At 63.7% G+C, this 15609-nt stretch carries 12 protein-coding genes and 3 pseudogenes; 10 read left to right on the top strand and 5 right to left on the bottom strand.

Features of this window, described 5'->3' with window-relative positions:
• Window positions 1–260: 260 nt before the first annotated feature.
• The 3 genes and pseudogenes from WS78_RS25945 to WS78_RS25935 all read left to right on the top strand — a co-directional run.
• A complete protein-coding gene (locus WS78_RS25945) occupies window positions 261–1604 on the top strand; it encodes an MFS transporter (RefSeq protein WP_059578448.1) in 1344 nt (447 codons plus the stop codon).
• The gene (hpaI, locus tag WS78_RS25940; protein WP_038753806.1) at window positions 1573–2367 is read left to right on the top strand and encodes a 4-hydroxy-2-oxoheptanedioate aldolase; all 795 of its coding nucleotides are present in this window, start codon (window positions 1573–1575) and stop codon (window positions 2365–2367) included. The genes WS78_RS25945 and hpaI overlap by 32 nt, the downstream gene beginning before the upstream one ends.
• Window positions 2368–2541: 174 nt before the next feature.
• Window positions 2542–3261, top strand: a pseudogene (locus WS78_RS25935) (IS5 family transposase); the annotation flags it as partial.
• Window positions 3262–3442: 181 nt separating this feature from the next.
• Here the strand turns inward: WS78_RS25935 and WS78_RS25930 are convergent.
• The gene (locus WS78_RS25930; protein WP_059582741.1) at window positions 3443–4252 is read right to left on the bottom strand and encodes an IS5 family transposase; all 810 of its coding nucleotides are present in this window, start codon (window positions 4250–4252) and stop codon (window positions 3443–3445) included.
• A 534-nt stretch (window positions 4253–4786) separates the two neighbouring features.
• On the opposite strand from WS78_RS25930, the gene WS78_RS25925 reads away from it, so the two are divergent.
• Window positions 4787–5386, top strand: a complete 600-nt coding sequence (locus WS78_RS25925; protein WP_059582745.1) for a LysE family translocator — start codon at window positions 4787–4789, stop codon at window positions 5384–5386.
• Window positions 5387–5545: 159 nt separating this feature from the next.
• Here WS78_RS25925 and WS78_RS36335 read toward each other — a convergent pair.
• Window positions 5546–5833, bottom strand: a pseudogene (locus WS78_RS36335) (transposase); the annotation flags it as partial.
• Between the two features lie 887 nt (window positions 5834–6720).
• Between WS78_RS36335 and WS78_RS25915 the strand changes: the two are divergent.
• Genes WS78_RS25915 through WS78_RS25900 form a run of 4 tightly spaced genes read left to right on the top strand, consistent with a single transcriptional unit; the run spans window position 6721 to window position 12318 of the window.
• Window positions 6721–8337: a tryptophan halogenase family protein gene (locus WS78_RS25915; RefSeq protein WP_059582748.1), complete on the top strand. Its 1617-nt coding sequence runs from the start codon at window positions 6721–6723 to the stop codon at window positions 8335–8337.
• Window positions 8337–9422, top strand: coding sequence for a monodechloroaminopyrrolnitrin synthase PrnB family protein (locus WS78_RS25910; protein ID WP_059582751.1), 1086 nt, complete (start codon window positions 8337–8339; stop codon window positions 9420–9422). The genes WS78_RS25915 and WS78_RS25910 overlap by 1 nt, the downstream gene beginning before the upstream one ends.
• A gap of 58 nt (window positions 9423–9480) precedes the next feature.
• Window positions 9481–11181 carry an NAD(P)/FAD-dependent oxidoreductase gene (locus WS78_RS25905; RefSeq protein WP_059582754.1) on the top strand — a complete coding sequence of 567 codons (1701 nt, stop codon included), beginning with the start codon at window positions 9481–9483 and terminating at the stop codon, window positions 11179–11181.
• Window positions 11182–11205: 24 nt separating this feature from the next.
• Window positions 11206–12318 carry a Rieske 2Fe-2S domain-containing protein gene (locus tag WS78_RS25900; RefSeq protein ID WP_059582758.1) on the top strand — a complete coding sequence of 371 codons (1113 nt, stop codon included), beginning with the start codon at window positions 11206–11208 and terminating at the stop codon, window positions 12316–12318.
• 196 nt (window positions 12319–12514) lie between these two features.
• Here WS78_RS25900 and WS78_RS25895 read toward each other — a convergent pair.
• From WS78_RS25895 to WS78_RS25885, 3 genes and pseudogenes are all read right to left on the bottom strand, one after another.
• Window positions 12515–13234: pseudogene (locus WS78_RS25895) on the bottom strand (IS5 family transposase); the annotation flags it as partial.
• A gap of 43 nt (window positions 13235–13277) precedes the next feature.
• Window positions 13278–13556 carry a hypothetical protein gene (locus WS78_RS25890; protein WP_059582737.1) on the bottom strand — a complete coding sequence of 93 codons (279 nt, stop codon included), beginning with the start codon at window positions 13554–13556 and terminating at the stop codon, window positions 13278–13280.
• A gap of 60 nt (window positions 13557–13616) precedes the next feature.
• Window positions 13617–14255, bottom strand: coding sequence for a response regulator (locus WS78_RS25885; RefSeq protein ID WP_038753166.1), 639 nt, complete (start codon window positions 14253–14255; stop codon window positions 13617–13619).
• A 254-nt stretch (window positions 14256–14509) separates the two neighbouring features.
• Here WS78_RS25885 and WS78_RS25880 point away from each other — a divergent pair, with 254 nt between their 5' ends.
• Window positions 14510–15229, top strand: coding sequence for a hypothetical protein (locus tag WS78_RS25880; RefSeq protein ID WP_156432417.1), 720 nt, complete (start codon window positions 14510–14512; stop codon window positions 15227–15229).
• Between the two features lie 122 nt (window positions 15230–15351).
• Window positions 15352–15573 (top strand): hypothetical protein, encoded by a 222-nt coding sequence (locus WS78_RS25875; RefSeq protein WP_038753207.1) that lies wholly within the window; start codon window positions 15352–15354, stop codon window positions 15571–15573.
• Window positions 15574–15609: the final 36 nt, after the last annotated feature.

The raw sequence follows: 15609 nt of genomic DNA, 5'->3' as shown, positions 1-15609 counted from the left end.
GCGGCACGGCGAACGGTCGGTGCGGCGGCGAATCGGCAAGGCGACAAGGCGGCAAGGCGACCGAGCGGTCGAGCGGCAAATCGGCAAATCGGCAAATCGGCAAATCGGCAAATCGGCAAATCGGCAAATCGGCAAATCGGCAAATCGGCAAATCGGTAAATCGGTAAATCGGTAAATCGGTAAAGCGGTAAAGCGGTAAAGCGGTAAAGCGAATACGCGGCGAAGTACGCGAAGCATCAAGACAATCTCGGAGACACACCATGCAGCACACCCCGCAACGCGGCACGCGCTCGAACGTGCGCTGGATCGTCGCCGGCCTGATGTGGGCGGCGATCGCGATCAACTATATCGACCGCACCGTGCTGTCGGCCGCCGCGCCGCACATCCAGAAGGAATTCCATCTGGGCCCGGTCGAGATGGGCATCGTGATGTCGGCGTTCTTCTGGTCGTACGCGCTGCTGCAATTGCCGGCCGGCATGCTCGCCGATCGCTGCGGGCAGAAGAAGGTGCTCGGCTTCGCGGTGTTGTGGTGGTCGCTCGCGACCGCGGTGACGGGGCTGTCGAACGGCTTCAAGTCGCTTGTCGCGCTGCGCGTCGCGCTCGGCGTCGGCGAGGCGGGCGCGTACCCGAGCAACGCGGGCATCACCGCGCGCTGGTTTCCGAAGGCGGAGCGCGCGACGGTGGCCGCGATCTTCGACAGCGGCTCGAAGCTCGGCAGCGCGATCGCGCTGCCGCTGATCGCGTGGCTGATCGCGGCGTTCGACTGGCGCGTCACGTTCGCGGCGACGGGCGCGCTCGGCATCGTCTGGAGCGCGGCGTGGTTCGTCGTGTTCAAGGATTCTCCCGCGCGGCACAAGCGCGTGAACGCGGCCGAGCTCGCGCACATCCGCGGCGGGCAGCCTGCCGCGCGCACGGACGCCGGCGCGCCGCGCATGCCGTGGTATCGGCTGCTCGCGCACCGCAACGTCTGCGCGATGTGCATCGGCTTCTTCATGATCAACTACAACTCGTACTTCTTCATCACGTGGCTGCCGACCTATCTCGTCAAGGAGCGCGGGATGGGGCTGATGGAGATGGGCTTCATGGCGTCGCTGCCGCTGTTCGTGTCGATGTTCGTCGAGGTGCTCGCGGGCTGGGCGTCGGACCGCGTTCATGCGTCGGGCCGGCTGTCGCTGACCGCGACGCGCAAGCTGTTCCTCGTCGTCGGCCTCGTGATGGCGTCGAGCATCGGGCTCGCCGCGTTCGCTCAGTCGGCGGCGCTCGCGGTGTTTCTGCTGTGCGTGGCGAAATCGGGGATGACCGTCGCCGCGTCGCAGGTGTGGGCGCTGCCCGCGGACGTCGCGCCGGGCAACTCCGTGTCGATGGTGGCCGGATTGCAGAACATGGTGTCGAACCTCGGCGGCGTCGTCGGGCCGATCGTCACGGGCGCGATCGTCGGCGCAACCGGCTCGTTCATGCCCGCGCTCGTGTTTTCTGCCGCGCTGATCGGCGTCGCGATCGTCAATTACCTGTTCCTGCTCGGCAAGGTCGAGCCCATCGTTTTCAACCACAACGTTTCCGGACCGGCTCTTCATGAACGCAACAACGTCAACGCCCGCACTTAATCCCTTCAAGGCCGCGCTCGCCGGCAAGCGCCGGCAGATCGGCTTCTGGCTCGCGATGAGTGACCCGTATCTCGCCGAAGTGAGCGCGACGGCCGGTTTCGACTGGCTGCTGATCGACGGCGAGCACGCGCCGAACGACGTGCGCAGCATCCTCGCGCAGTTGCAGGCCGTCGCGCCGTATCGCGCGGAGCCGATCGTGCGCCCCGTGACGGGCGACCCCGCGCTCATCAAGCGCCTGCTCGACATCGGCGCGCGCACGCTGCTCGTGCCGATGGTCGACACTGCCGACGACGCGCGCGCGCTCGTCGCCGCGGTTCGCTATCCGCCGCGCGGGGTGCGCGGCGTGGGCAGCGCGGTCGGCCGCGCGTCGCGCTGGAGCGCGCGCACCGATTATCTCGACATCGCGGACGACGAGGCCTGCCTGCTCGTGCAGGCGGAGACCGTGACCGCGCTCGCGAACCTCGAAGCGATCTGCGAGGTCGACGGTGTCGACGGCGTGTTCATCGGCCCGGCCGATCTCGCGGCGTCGATGGGGCATCGCGGCGATCCCGCGCATCCGGACGTGCGGCGTGCGATCGAGGCGGCGATCCGGACGATCGTCGCTTCGGGGAAGGCGGCGGGCACGCTGACGTCGGAGCCGGCGCTCGCGCGACGCTATTTCGATCTCGGCTGCACGTTCGTCGCGGTCGGAGTCGACATCCTGATGTTTGCCGGCGGCGCGCGCAGGCTGGCGGGCGCGTTTCTCGGAGGCGCGGAGGGGTGAGGAGGACGATTGCTCGGAGCGTCTTGCGTTGCGCGTCGTGCATGGTGCAGCGTTCGACGCACGACGCACGACGCACGACGCGTTCCATGCGTCGCGCCTCTATCAGGCTGTTGAAATTGGATACGGTGTAAACGAGCGCTGTGGGCGGTGCGTTAGAGATATCGTGTTCATGATCTCGAAACGTTCTTTACCGAAGTCATGAGTTTGGCCGACAAGCAAGGGCTGCTCTCCAGAGAACACTTCTCGGTGGATGGCACGCTGATCCAGGCATGGGCCAGCCACAAGAGCTTCCGGCGCAAGGACGGTTCGGACGATCCGCCGGCCGGCGGTGGCCGCAATGTCGGCACCGACTGGAAGGGCAAGCGGCGCAGCAACGACACGCATGAATCGAGCACCGATCCGGATGCGCGCCTGTTCCGCAAGGGTAGGCAAAGCGGAGTCATCCTTTGTTATCAGGGGCACATCCTGATGAAGAACCGCTCGGGCTTAGTGGTCAGCGCCGTGGCCAGCCACGCCGACGGTTTCGGCGAACGCGTAAGTGCATTGCGCCTGCTCGACTGCGTGCCGGGTCGTCACGCCAAGACGCTCGGCGCCGACAAGGCTTACGACATGCGCGACTGCCGAGCGCGTAAGGTGACGCCACACGTCGCGCGCAACGACGCGCATCAAGGCGGCAGCGCGATCGACGGCCGCACCTCTCGGCACGTCGGCTATGGCATTAGCCAAGTGATTCGCAAGCGCATCGAAGAGCACTTCGGCTGGGGCAAGAGCGTCGACAGGATTCGACAGACCGCGTATCGCGGCATCACGCGAGTCGACCAGCACTTCAAGCTGACGATGCTGGCGAGCAACCTGACTCGAATGACTCGAATACTGGCAGCGGTGCCCAAGGGGCAATGCGATGAGCCGCCCAAGCGCAGCCGTTGCGCGGCAACGCGCCGGCCGGCCCGCTCGCAAGCGGGGCGTCCGGCACGATCCATCGGCAACTCAGCGGCCAATCGCATACGAAACCCTTTTAAACAGTGCCCCGATCGTCAAAACAAGGCGCTTTTCAACGCCCTCATAGAAGGGCCTGTTATGAACCTAGATGAATGAAGGCGATGATTTTGGGCAGCATTAGACAGGTGAAGGCGAGGAAATGGAATCCGGCCAGCGTGTGAGGCAAGCGTTTACCGTCGCGCGCGAGGCGTCGAAAGCGCGCAGCCCATGAGAAGCTGCGCTCGACCACCCAGCGTCTGGGCAGCAACACGAAACCGCGCTTGGCCTCGGTGTGCTTGAGCACCTCCAACTCAATGCCGTGGCTTTGTGCTGCCTGACGAGCCGCTTCGCCGGTATAGCCCTGATCCACGTACGCAAGCGCCACGCTCTGGCCGGTCAATTCTTGTACCGCATGGGCCAATTGCTCGACCTGTGTGCGATCCTGCTCATTGGCCGGTGTCACATGCAGTGCCAGCAACTGATCCGGAGTATCGACCGCCAGATGCACTTTCGAACTCTTGAGGCGCTTCGCGCGGTCGTAGCCGGTGCGCGAGCCGGATTCCGGTGTCGATTGCAATGTACGGCTGTCCAGGATCGTGGCACTGGGTTGCGCTTTGCGTCCATCGCACACGCGCAACGGTTCTCGCAGATCATGCACGTTCACCTCGAAACAGTCCGCTCGCATCCAGCGCTGCGTCTGTTGATAGACCGCTTCCCACGGGGGCAGGTCATTAGGCAACATGCGCCACGGCGCGCCGCTTCTGATCAGCCAGCGCAGCGCATTGAAGACCTCGCGAAGTTCGTGGCGGCGTTGTTCGCTGTCTTCTCGCACCAGCGCCAGATACGGCACAACGAACGACCATTCTTCGTCGCTGACATCGCTCGGATAAGGCTTGCGGGTTTTCATCCCGACATCTTGTCTTATCGGCGGCAAAGTTCATAACACCCTCTAGCCATTGGCGGATTTGACCAGTGGCATATTCAAAGTGAAACACAGGTGATGTTTGTTTTCATCGTGCCGGTTCTTATCGCGGCTGTTGGAGTCATCCTGATCGTAGTGGGCCCAATTAAACGATTCAGGGCGCGCGATTGAACCAGGCACGCGGCAATTGCCGCTTTACTTTGCGGCGCGAAAATCGGTGTGATTGGGTAACAGTGTTTGCGTCGACTTTGAATCAGGAGCAGGAATTTCCATGCGCGGCATCATTCGGGTCGGCGACGTACAATTTGTTGCACAACGGCAACGCTGTGACAAATGCGCTATTCCCCCTCCAACCCCTTGAAACCAGGCGGTTTTCGCTTGATCGCCGTTAGCATGGTTACTGAGCACCACTAGCGCTTATTGTGAACGCCAACAGCTGCCCGAATGCAGAATGACTAGCAACTAATACGACAGTTCGCCCCGACGCGTGGCGACCGTCATCGACACCAAGGAAGCAAGATGCCGACATTCCAGGTGATGTTGAAGATGGCACTCTACGTTTCGCTGGTCCTGGCCACGCCAGGGCCGACAAATACCCTGCTGCTGTCCTCAGGAATCAAGGTCGGCTTCCGGCAATCGTCGCCTCTCCTGGTTGCAGAGGCATCGGGCTATGGCATCGCGATATCACTGTGGGGTTTCTTCCTGGCGACATTCGCGGCCACACGGCCGTGGCTTTACGATGCGCTGAAGCTGGGGAGCTCGGCCTATATTTTCTATCTCGCCCTGCAGCTATGGAAAAGCCCACGCTTTGAAGACATCCAGTCGGGTACCATCGGCTTTCGCGACATGTTCGTCGCGACGACCATGAACCCGAAGGCGTTATTGTTCGCCACTGCGATCTTTCCCCCGCAGGCTTTCGTATTGGTTCCGTTCTATCTCTGCTCGATCGCGGTCTTCACGGCGCTCACCGTGACGATCGGTTCGATGTGGCTTACCATCGGCGGCGTCTTGACGGCGCGCCGATCTCTGGCCACACATACCGGAACGCTGCTTCGCGGTGCGTCGGTCGTGCTGTTGATGTTCGCGGGCACGCTGGTGTTTTCCGTACTCAACCGCTAGCAGGCTGTTGAAATTCTCTCGCGAGGACTACGGGTGAAAATTTCCGACCTCGTAAACGCTCTACAAGCCGCTCGCGCGACTTCGGGAAGAGGTGGACGACCCGCGAAAACCGTCTGCGATCCCCCTCAAAGTAGTTTTTCAACAGCCTGCTAGAGCCTGTTATGAACCTAGATGAATGAAGTCGATGATTTTGGGCAGCATTAGACAGGCAAAGGCGAGGAAATGGAATCCGGCCAGCGTGTGAGGCAAGCGTTCATCGTCGCGCGCGAGGCGTCGAAAGCGCGCAGCCCATTAGAAGCTGCGCTCGACCACTCAGCGTCTGGGCAGCAACACGAAACCGCGCTTGGCCTCGGTGTGCTTGAGCACCTCCAACTCAATGCCGTGGCTTTGTGCTGCCTGACGAGCCGCTTCGCCGGTATAGCCCTGATCCACGTACGCAAGCGCCACGCTCTGGCTGTCTTATCAGCGGCAAAGTTCATAACACCCTGCTAAACGCAGGGAGCAGGTCAAGACCACCTAAATTAGCAAAGATTGACATATTTGTTTCGAAAATGGTGTCGGCGTTATTTCTTTATTGTGAATTCAGATGTTCATTTCGCATTTTTATTCAATAAATTCATCGGCACGCACGCTATAAATGAAAAAGTGAATTTACTTTTTTGAAAAATAAAAATAGTTTTTTGGAAAAAATTCGTCGATATTTTTAAGGATTAAGTATTTCTCTGGATGAATTGAGGTTGATATGAAATTTTGCGAGGTGTGCCATCGTGAACACTGCTATGGTGTATCGGAGAGGTTACGTGCATGGTACGGCAAGCCTCGGGAAGCTGACGTTGTCCGAGCATCTCGATGCGCTAATGGAGATTGCCGCATCGGCAAGTCAATCTGTTGATGCGGCATCCCTTACGCGGTGCGCCGCCGATGCGATGAGCGCCTCGCATTGTTCGATTTCGCTTCTATTTGAACCGAGAGGGGAACAGCCTCAGATCAAACTCCGGGGATGCAGCCAAGGATGTCCGGATATTGCGTGGAGGGACGTCCTCCATGGCCCTGGAGAGGTGGCTGGCGCCCGCAAGGCAGCCTTGTCGGGGGGGGCCAGTCCGTCCGCCGCTGCGGACCGGTGCGCTGGACGGTGTGCTGTCGTCAGGCGATGGGGCGGTTGGAAGGTCTTTTCACGGAGCGTTGCCGAACTTCGCTGCGATTCACTATGCCTTCCCGGTGTCATTTGTCGTGATGAGCCAGACACGTTATGACGCGTTATCGGACGAGTTGCGAGTTCAGCTCGATAAGGCGGCACTATCCATTCAGGTTTTAAATCCCATGAGAAGAGTGTCATGAGCAACCCGATCAAGCATATCGTCATCGTGGGCGGCGGCACCGCGGGCTGGATGGCCGCCTCGTACCTCGTCCGGGCGCTCCAACAGCAGGCGAACATTACGCTCATCGAGTCTGCGGCGATCCCCCGGATCGGCGTGGGCGAGGCGACCATCCCGAGTTTGCAGAAGGTGTTCTTCGACTTCCTCGGGATACCTGAGCGGGAGTGGATGCCCCAGGTGAACGGCGCGTTCAAGGCCGCCATCAAGTTCGTGAACTGGAGGAAGTCTCCCGACCGCTCGCGCGGCGATCACTTCTACCATTTGTTCGGCAGCGTGCCGAACTGTGACGGCGTGCCGCTTACCCACTACTGGCTGCGCAAGCGCGAACAGGGCTTCCGGCAGCCGATGGAGTACGCCTGCTACCCGCAGCCCGGGGCGCTCGACGACAAGCTGGCGCCGTGCCTGCCCGACGGCACCCGCCAGATGTCCCACGCGTGGCACTTCGACGCGCACCTGGTGGCCGACTTCCTGAAGCGCTGGGCGATCGAACGCGGGGTGAAACAGATGGTCGACGAGGTCGTGGAGGTTCGCCTGAACGACCGCGGCTACATCTCCAGCCTGTCCACCAAGGAGGGGCGGACGCTGGAGGCGGACCTGTTCATCGACTGCTCCGGCATGCGGGGGCTCCTGATCAACCAGGCCCTGAAGGAGCCCTTCATCGACATGTCCGACTACCTGCTGTGCGACAGCGCGGTCGCCAGCGCCGTGCCCAACGCCGATGCGCGCGTGGGGGTCGAGCCGTACACCTCCGCGATCGCCATGAATTCGGGGTGGACCTGGAAGATTCCGATGCTGGGCCGGTTCGGCAGCGGCTACGTCTTCTCGAGCAAGTTCACCTCGCGCGACCAGGCCACCGCCGATTTCCTCAACCTCTGGGGCCTCTCGGACAAGCAACCGCTCAACCAGATCAAGTTCCGGGTCGGGCGCAACGGGCGGGCGTGGGTCAACAACTGCGTCGCGATCGGGCTGTCGTCGTGCTTTCTGGAGCCCCTGGAATCGACGGGAATCTACTTCATCTACGCGGCGCTTTACCAGCTCGTGAAGCACTTCCCCGATACCTCGTTCGACCCGCGGTTGGCCGACGCATTCAACGCCGAGATCGTCCACATGTTCGACGACTGCCGGGATTTCGTCCAGGCGCACTATTTCACCACGTCGCGCGACGACACGCCGTTCTGGCTCGCGAACCGGCACGACCTGCGGCTCTCGGACGCCATCAAGGAGAAGGTTCAGCGCTACAAGGCGGGGCTGCCGCTGACCACCACGTCGTTCGACGATTCCACGTACTACGAAACGTTCGACTACGAATTCAAGAACTTCTGGTTGAACGGAAACTACTACTGCATCTTTGCCGGCTTGGGCATGCTGCCCGACCGGTCGCTGCCGCTCTTGCGGCACCGACCGGAGTCGATCGATAAGGCCGAGGCGATGTTCGCCCGCATCCGGCGCGAGGCCGAGCGTCTGCGGACGAGCCTGCCGACGAACTACGACTACCTGCGGTCGCTGCGTGAGGGCGACGCGGGGCGGTCTCGCAGCCAGCCCGGGCCGACGCTCGCGGCGCCGGAAATCCTGTAGTGGAGCGCACCCTGGACCGGGTATGCAAATTCGCGGCCACGCACGCCGCGGTGGCGGCCTGCGATTCGCTGCAGGCGCGCTCGCTCGTTCTGCAGCTGCCGGGCCTGAACCGTAAAAAGGATGTGCCCGGCATCGTTGGCCTGTTGCGCGAGTTCCTCCCGGCGCGTGGCGTGCCCTCCGGCTGGGGCTTCGTCGAGGCCGCCGCCGCGATGCGGGACATCGGGTTTTTCCTGGGGTCGCTCAAGCGGCACGGACACGAGCCCGCGGACGTGGTGCCCGGGCTCGAGCCGGTGCTGCTCGACTTGGCGCGCGCGACCGACCTGCCGCCGCGCGAGACGCTCCTGCATGTGACAGTCTGGAACCCCACGGCGGCCGACGCGCAGCGGAGCTACACCGGGCTGCGCGACGAAGCGCATCTGCTCGAGAGCGTGCGCATCTCGATGGCGGCCCTCGAGGCGGCCATCGCGGTGACCGTCGAGCTGTCCGACGTGCCCCTGCGGTCGCCCGCGTTCGCGCAAGGGTGCGACGAGCTAGCGGCCTACCTTCAGAAAATGGTCGAATCGATCGTTTACGCTTACCGCTTTATCTCGGTGCCGGTCTTCTACGACGAGCTCCGCCCCTTCTACGAACCGATTCGAGTCGGGGGCCAGAGCTACCTCGGCCCCGGTGCCGTGGAAATGCCCCTCTTCGTGCTGGAGCACGTGCTGTGGGGTTCGCAATCGGACCACCAAGGTTATCGAGAATTCAAAGAGACGTACCTGCCCTACGTGCTTCCCGCGTTCAGGGCGGTCTACGCCCGGTTCGCCGGGGGGCCAGCGCTCGTCGACCGCGCGCTCGGCGAGGCGCAAGCGGCCGGCGCGCGGGGCGAGCACGTCGGCGCCGGGCTGGCTGCCCTCGACCGGGTCTTCGAGGTCCTGCTGCGCTTCCGGGCGCCTCACCTCAAATTGGCGGAGCGGGCGTACGAAGTCGGGCGAAGCGGCCCCACGATCGGCAGCGGGGGGTACGCGCCCAGCATGCTCGGCGATCTACTCACGCTCACGCGTGCCGCGCGGTCCCGCCTTCGCGCCGCGCTCGACGAGCCCTGACACCTGACGCTTGACGCGTGCGGCCATGTGTTCCATCTCACAAGGAGAGTGTGCCCCCATGACTCAGAAGAGCCCCGCGAACGGGCGCGACAGCAACCACTTCGACGTGATCATCCTCGGCTCGGGCATGTCCGGCACCCAGATGGGGGCCATCCTGGCCAACCAACAGTTTCGCGTGCTGATCATCGAGGAGTCGTCGCACCCGCGGTTCACGATCGGCGAATCGTCGATCCCCGAAACGTCTCTCATGAACCGCATCATCGCCGATCGCTACGGCATTCCGGAGCTCGACCGCATCACGTCGTTCTACTCGACGCAGCGTTACGTCGCGTCGAGCACGGGCATCAAGCGCAACTTCGGCTTCGTGTTCCACAAGCCCGGCCAGGAGCACGACCCGAAGGAATTCACGCAGTGCGTGATTCCCGAGCTGCCGTGGGGTCCGGAGAGCCATTATTACCGGCAAGACGTTGACGCCTACCTGTTGCAGGCCGCCATCAAATACGGCTGCACGGTCCGCCAGAAGACGAACGTGACCGAATACCACGCCGACAAGGACGGCGTCGCGGTGACCACCGCCCAGGGCGAACGGTTCACCGGCCGGTACATGATCGACTGCGGAGGCCCCCGCGCGCCGCTCGCGACCAAGTTCAAGCTCCGTGAAGAGCCGTGTCGCTTCAAGACGCACTCGCGCAGCCTCTACACGCACATGCTCGGGGTCAAGCCGTTCGATGACATCTTCAAGGTCAAGGGGCAGCGCTGGCGCTGGCACGAGGGGACCTTGCACCACATGTTCGCGGGCGGCTGGCTCTGGGTGATTCCGTTCAACAACCACCCGCGGTCGACCAACAACCTGGTGAGCGTCGGCCTGCAGCTCGACCCGCGTATCTACCCGAAAACGGACATCTCCGCGCAGCAGGAATTCGACGAGTTCCTCGCGCGGTTCCCGAGCATCGGGGCGCAGTTCCGGGACGCCGTGCCGGTGCGCGACTGGGTCAAGACCGACCGCCTGCAATTCTCGTCGAGCGCCTGCGTCGGCGACCGCTACTGCCTGATGCTGCACGCGAACGGGTTCATTGACCCGCTCTTCTCCCGGGGGCTCGAGAACACCGCGGTGACCATCCACGCGCTCGCGGCGCGCCTCATCAAGGCGCTGCGCGACGACGACTTCTCCCCCGAGCGCTTCGAGTACATCGAGCGCCTGCAGCAGAAGCTTTTGGACCACAACGACGACTTCGTCAGCTGCTGCTACACGGCGTTCTCGGACTTCCGCCTGTGGGACGCGTTTCACAGGCTGTGGGCGGTCGGCACGATCCTCGGGCAGTTCCGGATCGTGCAAGCCCACGCGAGGTTCCGCGCATCGCGCGACGAGGGCGACCTCGATCACCTCGACAACAACCCCCCGTACCTCGGGTACCTGTGCGCGGACATGGAGGGGTACTACCAGTTGTTCAACGACGCCAAAGCCGAGGTCGAGGCCGTGAGCGCCGGGCGCAAACCGGCCGAGGAGGCCGCGGCACGGATTCACGCCCTCATCGACGAACGAGACTTCGCCAGGCCGATGTTCGGCTTCGGGTACTGCATCACCGGGGCCAAGCCGCAGCTCAACAACTCGAAGTACAGCCTACTGCCGGCGATGAAGCTGCTGCACTGGACGCAAACCAGCGCGCCGGCAGAGGTGAAAAAGTACTTCGACTACAACCCGATGTTCGCGCTGCTCAGGGCGTACATCACGACCCGCATCGGCCTCGCGCTGAAGTAGTCGGCCGACGACGACACGAAAACGATGAACGACGTTCAATTGGATCAAGCGGGCACCAAGGAACATGCCCCGGGGGCGTACGACGCGACCACGCGCGTGGCCGCGAGCTGGTACGTCGCGATGCGCTCGGACGACCTCAAGGACAAGCCGACGGAGTTGACGCTCTTCGGCCGTCCGTGCGTGGCGTGGCGCGGCGCGACCGGGCGGGCCGTGGTGATGGACCGCCACTGCTCGCACCTCGGCGCGAACCTGGCCGACGGGCGGGTCAAGGACGGGTGCATCCAGTGCCCGTTTCACCACTGGCGGTACGACGAGCACGGCCAGTGCGTTCACATCCCCGGCCACAGCCAGGCGGTGCGCCAGCTGGAGCCCGTCCCGCGCGGCGCGCGCCAGCCGACGTTGGTCACCGCTGAGCGATACGGCTATGTGTGGGTTTGGTACGGCTCCCCGCAGCCGCTGCACCCGCTGCCTGAAATCGCCGCGGCCGACGTCGACAACGGCGACTTCATGCACCTGCACATCGCGTTCGAGACGACGACTGCGGTCTTGCGGATCGTCGAGAACTTTTACGACGCGCAGCACGCGACCCCCGTGCACGCGCTCCCGATCTCGGCCTTCGAGCTCAAGATCTTCGACGATTGGCGCCAGTGGCCGGAGGCCGAGTCGCTGGCCCGGGCGGGCGCGTGGTTCGGTGCCGGGATTGACTTCACCGTGAACCGCTACTTCGGGCCCCTCGGCATGCTGTCGCGCGCGTTCGGCCTGAACATGTCGCAGATGAACTTGCACTTCGACGGCTACCCCGGCGGGTGCGTCATGACCGTCGCGCTGGACGGAGACGTCAAATACAAGCTGCTCCAGTGCGTGACGCCGGTGAGCGACGGCAAAAACGTCATGCACATGCTCATCTCGATCAAGAAGGTGGGCGGCGTCCTGCGCCGCGCGACCGACTTCGTGCTGTTCGGGTTGCAGACCAGACAGGCCGCGGGGTACGACGTCAAAATCTGGAACGGGATGAAGCCGGACGGCGGCGGCGCGTACAGCAGGTACGACAAGCTCGTGCTCAAGTACCGCGCGTTCTACCGGGGCTGGGTCGACCGCGTCGCCGAGACGACCGCTCGACCGCACCGCCGCGAGTGAGCGGCGATGCGTGAGTCGGCGGCTCTAGCAGGCTGTTGAAAAGCGCCTTGTTTTGACGATCGGGGCACTGTTTAAAAGGGTTTCGTATGCGATTGGCCGCTGAGTTGCCGATGGATCGTGCCGGATGCCCCGCTTGCGAGCGGGCCGGCCGGCGCGTTGCCGCGCAACGGCTGCGCTTGGGCGGCTCATCGCATTGCCCCTTGGGCACCGCTGCCAGTATTCGAGCCATTCGAGTCAGGTTGCTCGCCAGCATCGTCTGCTTGAAGTGCTGGTCGACTCGCTTGATGCCGCGATACGCGGTCTGTCGAATCCTGTCGACGCTCTTGCCCCAGCCGAAGTGCTCTTCGATGCGCTTGCGAATCACTTGGCTAATGCCATAACCGACGTGCCGAGAGGTGCGGCCGTCGATCGCGCTGCCGCCTTGATGCGCGTCGTTGCGCGCGACGTGTGGCGTCACCTTACGCGCTCGGCAGTCGCGCATGTCGTAAGCCTTGTCGGCGCCGAGCGTCTTGGCGTGACGACCCGGCACGCAGTCGAGCAGGCGCAATGCACTTGCGCGTTCGCCGAAACCGTCGGCGTGGCTGACCACGGCGCTGACCACTAAGCCCGAGCGGTTCTTCATCAGGATGTGCCCCTGATAACAAAGGATGACTCCGCTTTGCCTACCCTTGCGGAACAGGCGCGCATCCGGATCGGTGCTCGATTCATGCGTGTCGTTGCTGCGCCGCTTGCCCTTCCAGTCGGTGCCGACATTGCGGCCACCGCCGGCCGGCGGATCGTCCGAACCGTCCTTGCGCCGGAAGCTCTTGTGGCTGGCCCATGCCTGGATCAGCGTGCCATCCACCGAGAAGTGTTCTCTGGAGAGCAGCCCTTGCTTGTCGGCCAAACTCATGACTTCGGTAAAGAACGTTTCGAGATCATGAACACGATATCTCTAACGCACCGCCCACAGCGCTCGTTTACACCGTATCCAATTTCAACAGCCTGATAGAGCCGAGTGCGTGCGCGGAATTTCGTGTGGGCCGCAGTCGCGCGCGACATGAAGTCTTGCGGCGAAGGTGCGTCAAAAGACGAATCGCGGACAAGGTGAGGTGTCGCGCCGCGCACGTGAAGAACCGCGCGTCGCCGCACGATTCGCGAATCCGCGACATGCGCAGCGGATCGCCGATCCTTTGCGCGACCGTGCAACGAACGAGCGCCGATTCGTTCGGCCACTCCCGCTTGTCGAGCACGTGCACCCGGCAGATCCGAACGGTCTTCGCACGGATAACGCCACGCGCTTGCCGCCCCGGCGGCGTTCACGGCGGATCGCCGATCCGATGCGCGACCGCGTAGCGAACGAGCGCCGATTCGTTCGGCAGCTCCAGCTTGTCGAGCACGTGCGCCTTGTAGATCCGGACGGTCTTCGCGCTGATCCCGAGCGCCTGCGCGATCTCGACGGGCGTGTCGCCGGACGCGAGATGGCGGAACACTTCGAATTCGCGTTTCGACAAGCGCTCGTGCGGCGGCGCGCCCGACGGCGAATGCAGGTTCCCCGCGAGTTGCTCGGCGACGCGCATGCTCACGTACACGCCGCCCGACGCGATCTTGTGAAGCGCGGCGATCAGCTCGTCGCAGCCGCTTTGCTTCGTCAGATAGCCCGACGCGCCCGCCTGAAACACGTCGGCCGCGTGCCGCTGGTTGGCGCGCGCGGTCATCACCAGAATGCGTATCGACGGCGCGGCCTGACGAATGCGACGCATCAGGTCGACGCATTCCCGGCCGAGCGTGTCTTGATCGAGCAGCGCGACGTCGGCGCGGCCTTGTTTGACGAGCTCGAACGCGGACGCCGCGTCGCCCGCTTCCCCGTCGATCGCGAAATCGCCCGATTTTTCGAGAATATGTCGCAAGCCGTCGCGCAGCACGGCGTGACGGTCCACCACCAACAGCCTGATCATCGGCGAAGCCTCGTAGCGCGAACCTGTTTATGGCCTTCGTGTCCCGGTGGTCGACGGGCACGCCGCCGTGCGTCGCGACGGCGCGCGAACGCATGCGGCGATCCGGCCGAACTCCGGACGCTTGTTCCCCGGACCGTTGCGTCGCGCCGGGCGGCGATCGGCGATCGCCGGGCCCGGTCACGCGCGTCGCGACTGGTCGCCACGGCTTGAAAGAATCGAGGCCGCCGCTTCGCGCAAGCCGCGCGGCGGCGACGATGCCCGGCCGCGCGCGCGATGCGACGCACGCCGCTCGGGGTGTTGTTCACGTCATCGGGATCGTCGCCCGCCGGGCGGCGGACGCGTGGCCGTCGCGAGCGCCACGTTTCAATCTTATGCCGGCATGCTTACGCATTCCTGATCGTTGCGCACGCAATCGCATCGGTGAAATCGCGGATGACGTTACGCCGCGCGGCTTTGCGGTTTGGTCATACCGTACGACGACTGGGCGCGTGCGCGACGGAGGTTCGAGCGCCGGCCGTTTCCGATTCGATGCGATCGGCCTCGGGCGAAGAAGCGCGCGATGCGCATTCGATGGCGATCCTCGCGAGCCGCTGCGCGGCGCATCGTTTGCCGAGCGCAGGCGACCCGGCGATCCGATTGCGCGCACCGCGTGCGAGCGAACGACGGTCGACACGTTTCGGGCCGCCCGAAAACGAATCGCTAATGAAGCGCTTACGCCCGATCCGATCGCGGCGGCCCCCGGCGAAAGGCGTCACGGGCTCGCGTGTCTTCCTGGCGCAGGATGCGACACGTGCGCGCACGCGAGCCCGGGTCGGAACGGGGAAAACGTTTTCGAAACGCTCGCGTTTCGCATCGGCGCATCCGCGCGAATTGCCGAACCGCGGCGCATCTTCGCGCGCTCGGCGATCGAATCCGCAGTGGAATCGGAAAATTCCTACAGCCCGGCGCGCGGACGCTGTGTGCTTATCTCGTAATTGCCGATTTTCTTTCGCCGTCTCGACTTGCACAGTGCGATGGAACGCAGTTTCGATCGCGGACGAAGCGAGAGCGGAGCGGCCGAGGCGGGCCGACGTCGCTCGATGCCGGAGACATGACCATGTTGACGCCCCATGAATTCTCAACGCTGTTGTGCATTGCGCGTTCGCCCCAGGACGTCGACGAGGCGGACCCGGAATTCGTTTCTCTCGTCGAAATGGGCCTCGCGATGACGGCGGTCCGAGGGCAGCCGATCGTGCCGGGTTCGCTGCTGACGTCGCGCGGCCGCGAATTGCTCGAGCGGATCGTGTGCGTGAAGGCGGCGGCCGTGCAGAGGGTTTGAGCGGGGCCGTTCGATTCCGGCGCATGCGACGTAGAC

The sequence above is a fragment of the Burkholderia savannae genome (assembly GCF_001524445.2).
Classification (GTDB): domain Bacteria; phylum Pseudomonadota; class Gammaproteobacteria; order Burkholderiales; family Burkholderiaceae; genus Burkholderia; species Burkholderia savannae.
Note: the sequence above shows the minus strand (reverse complement) of the source record. Positions and strands in the feature narration are given on the sequence as shown.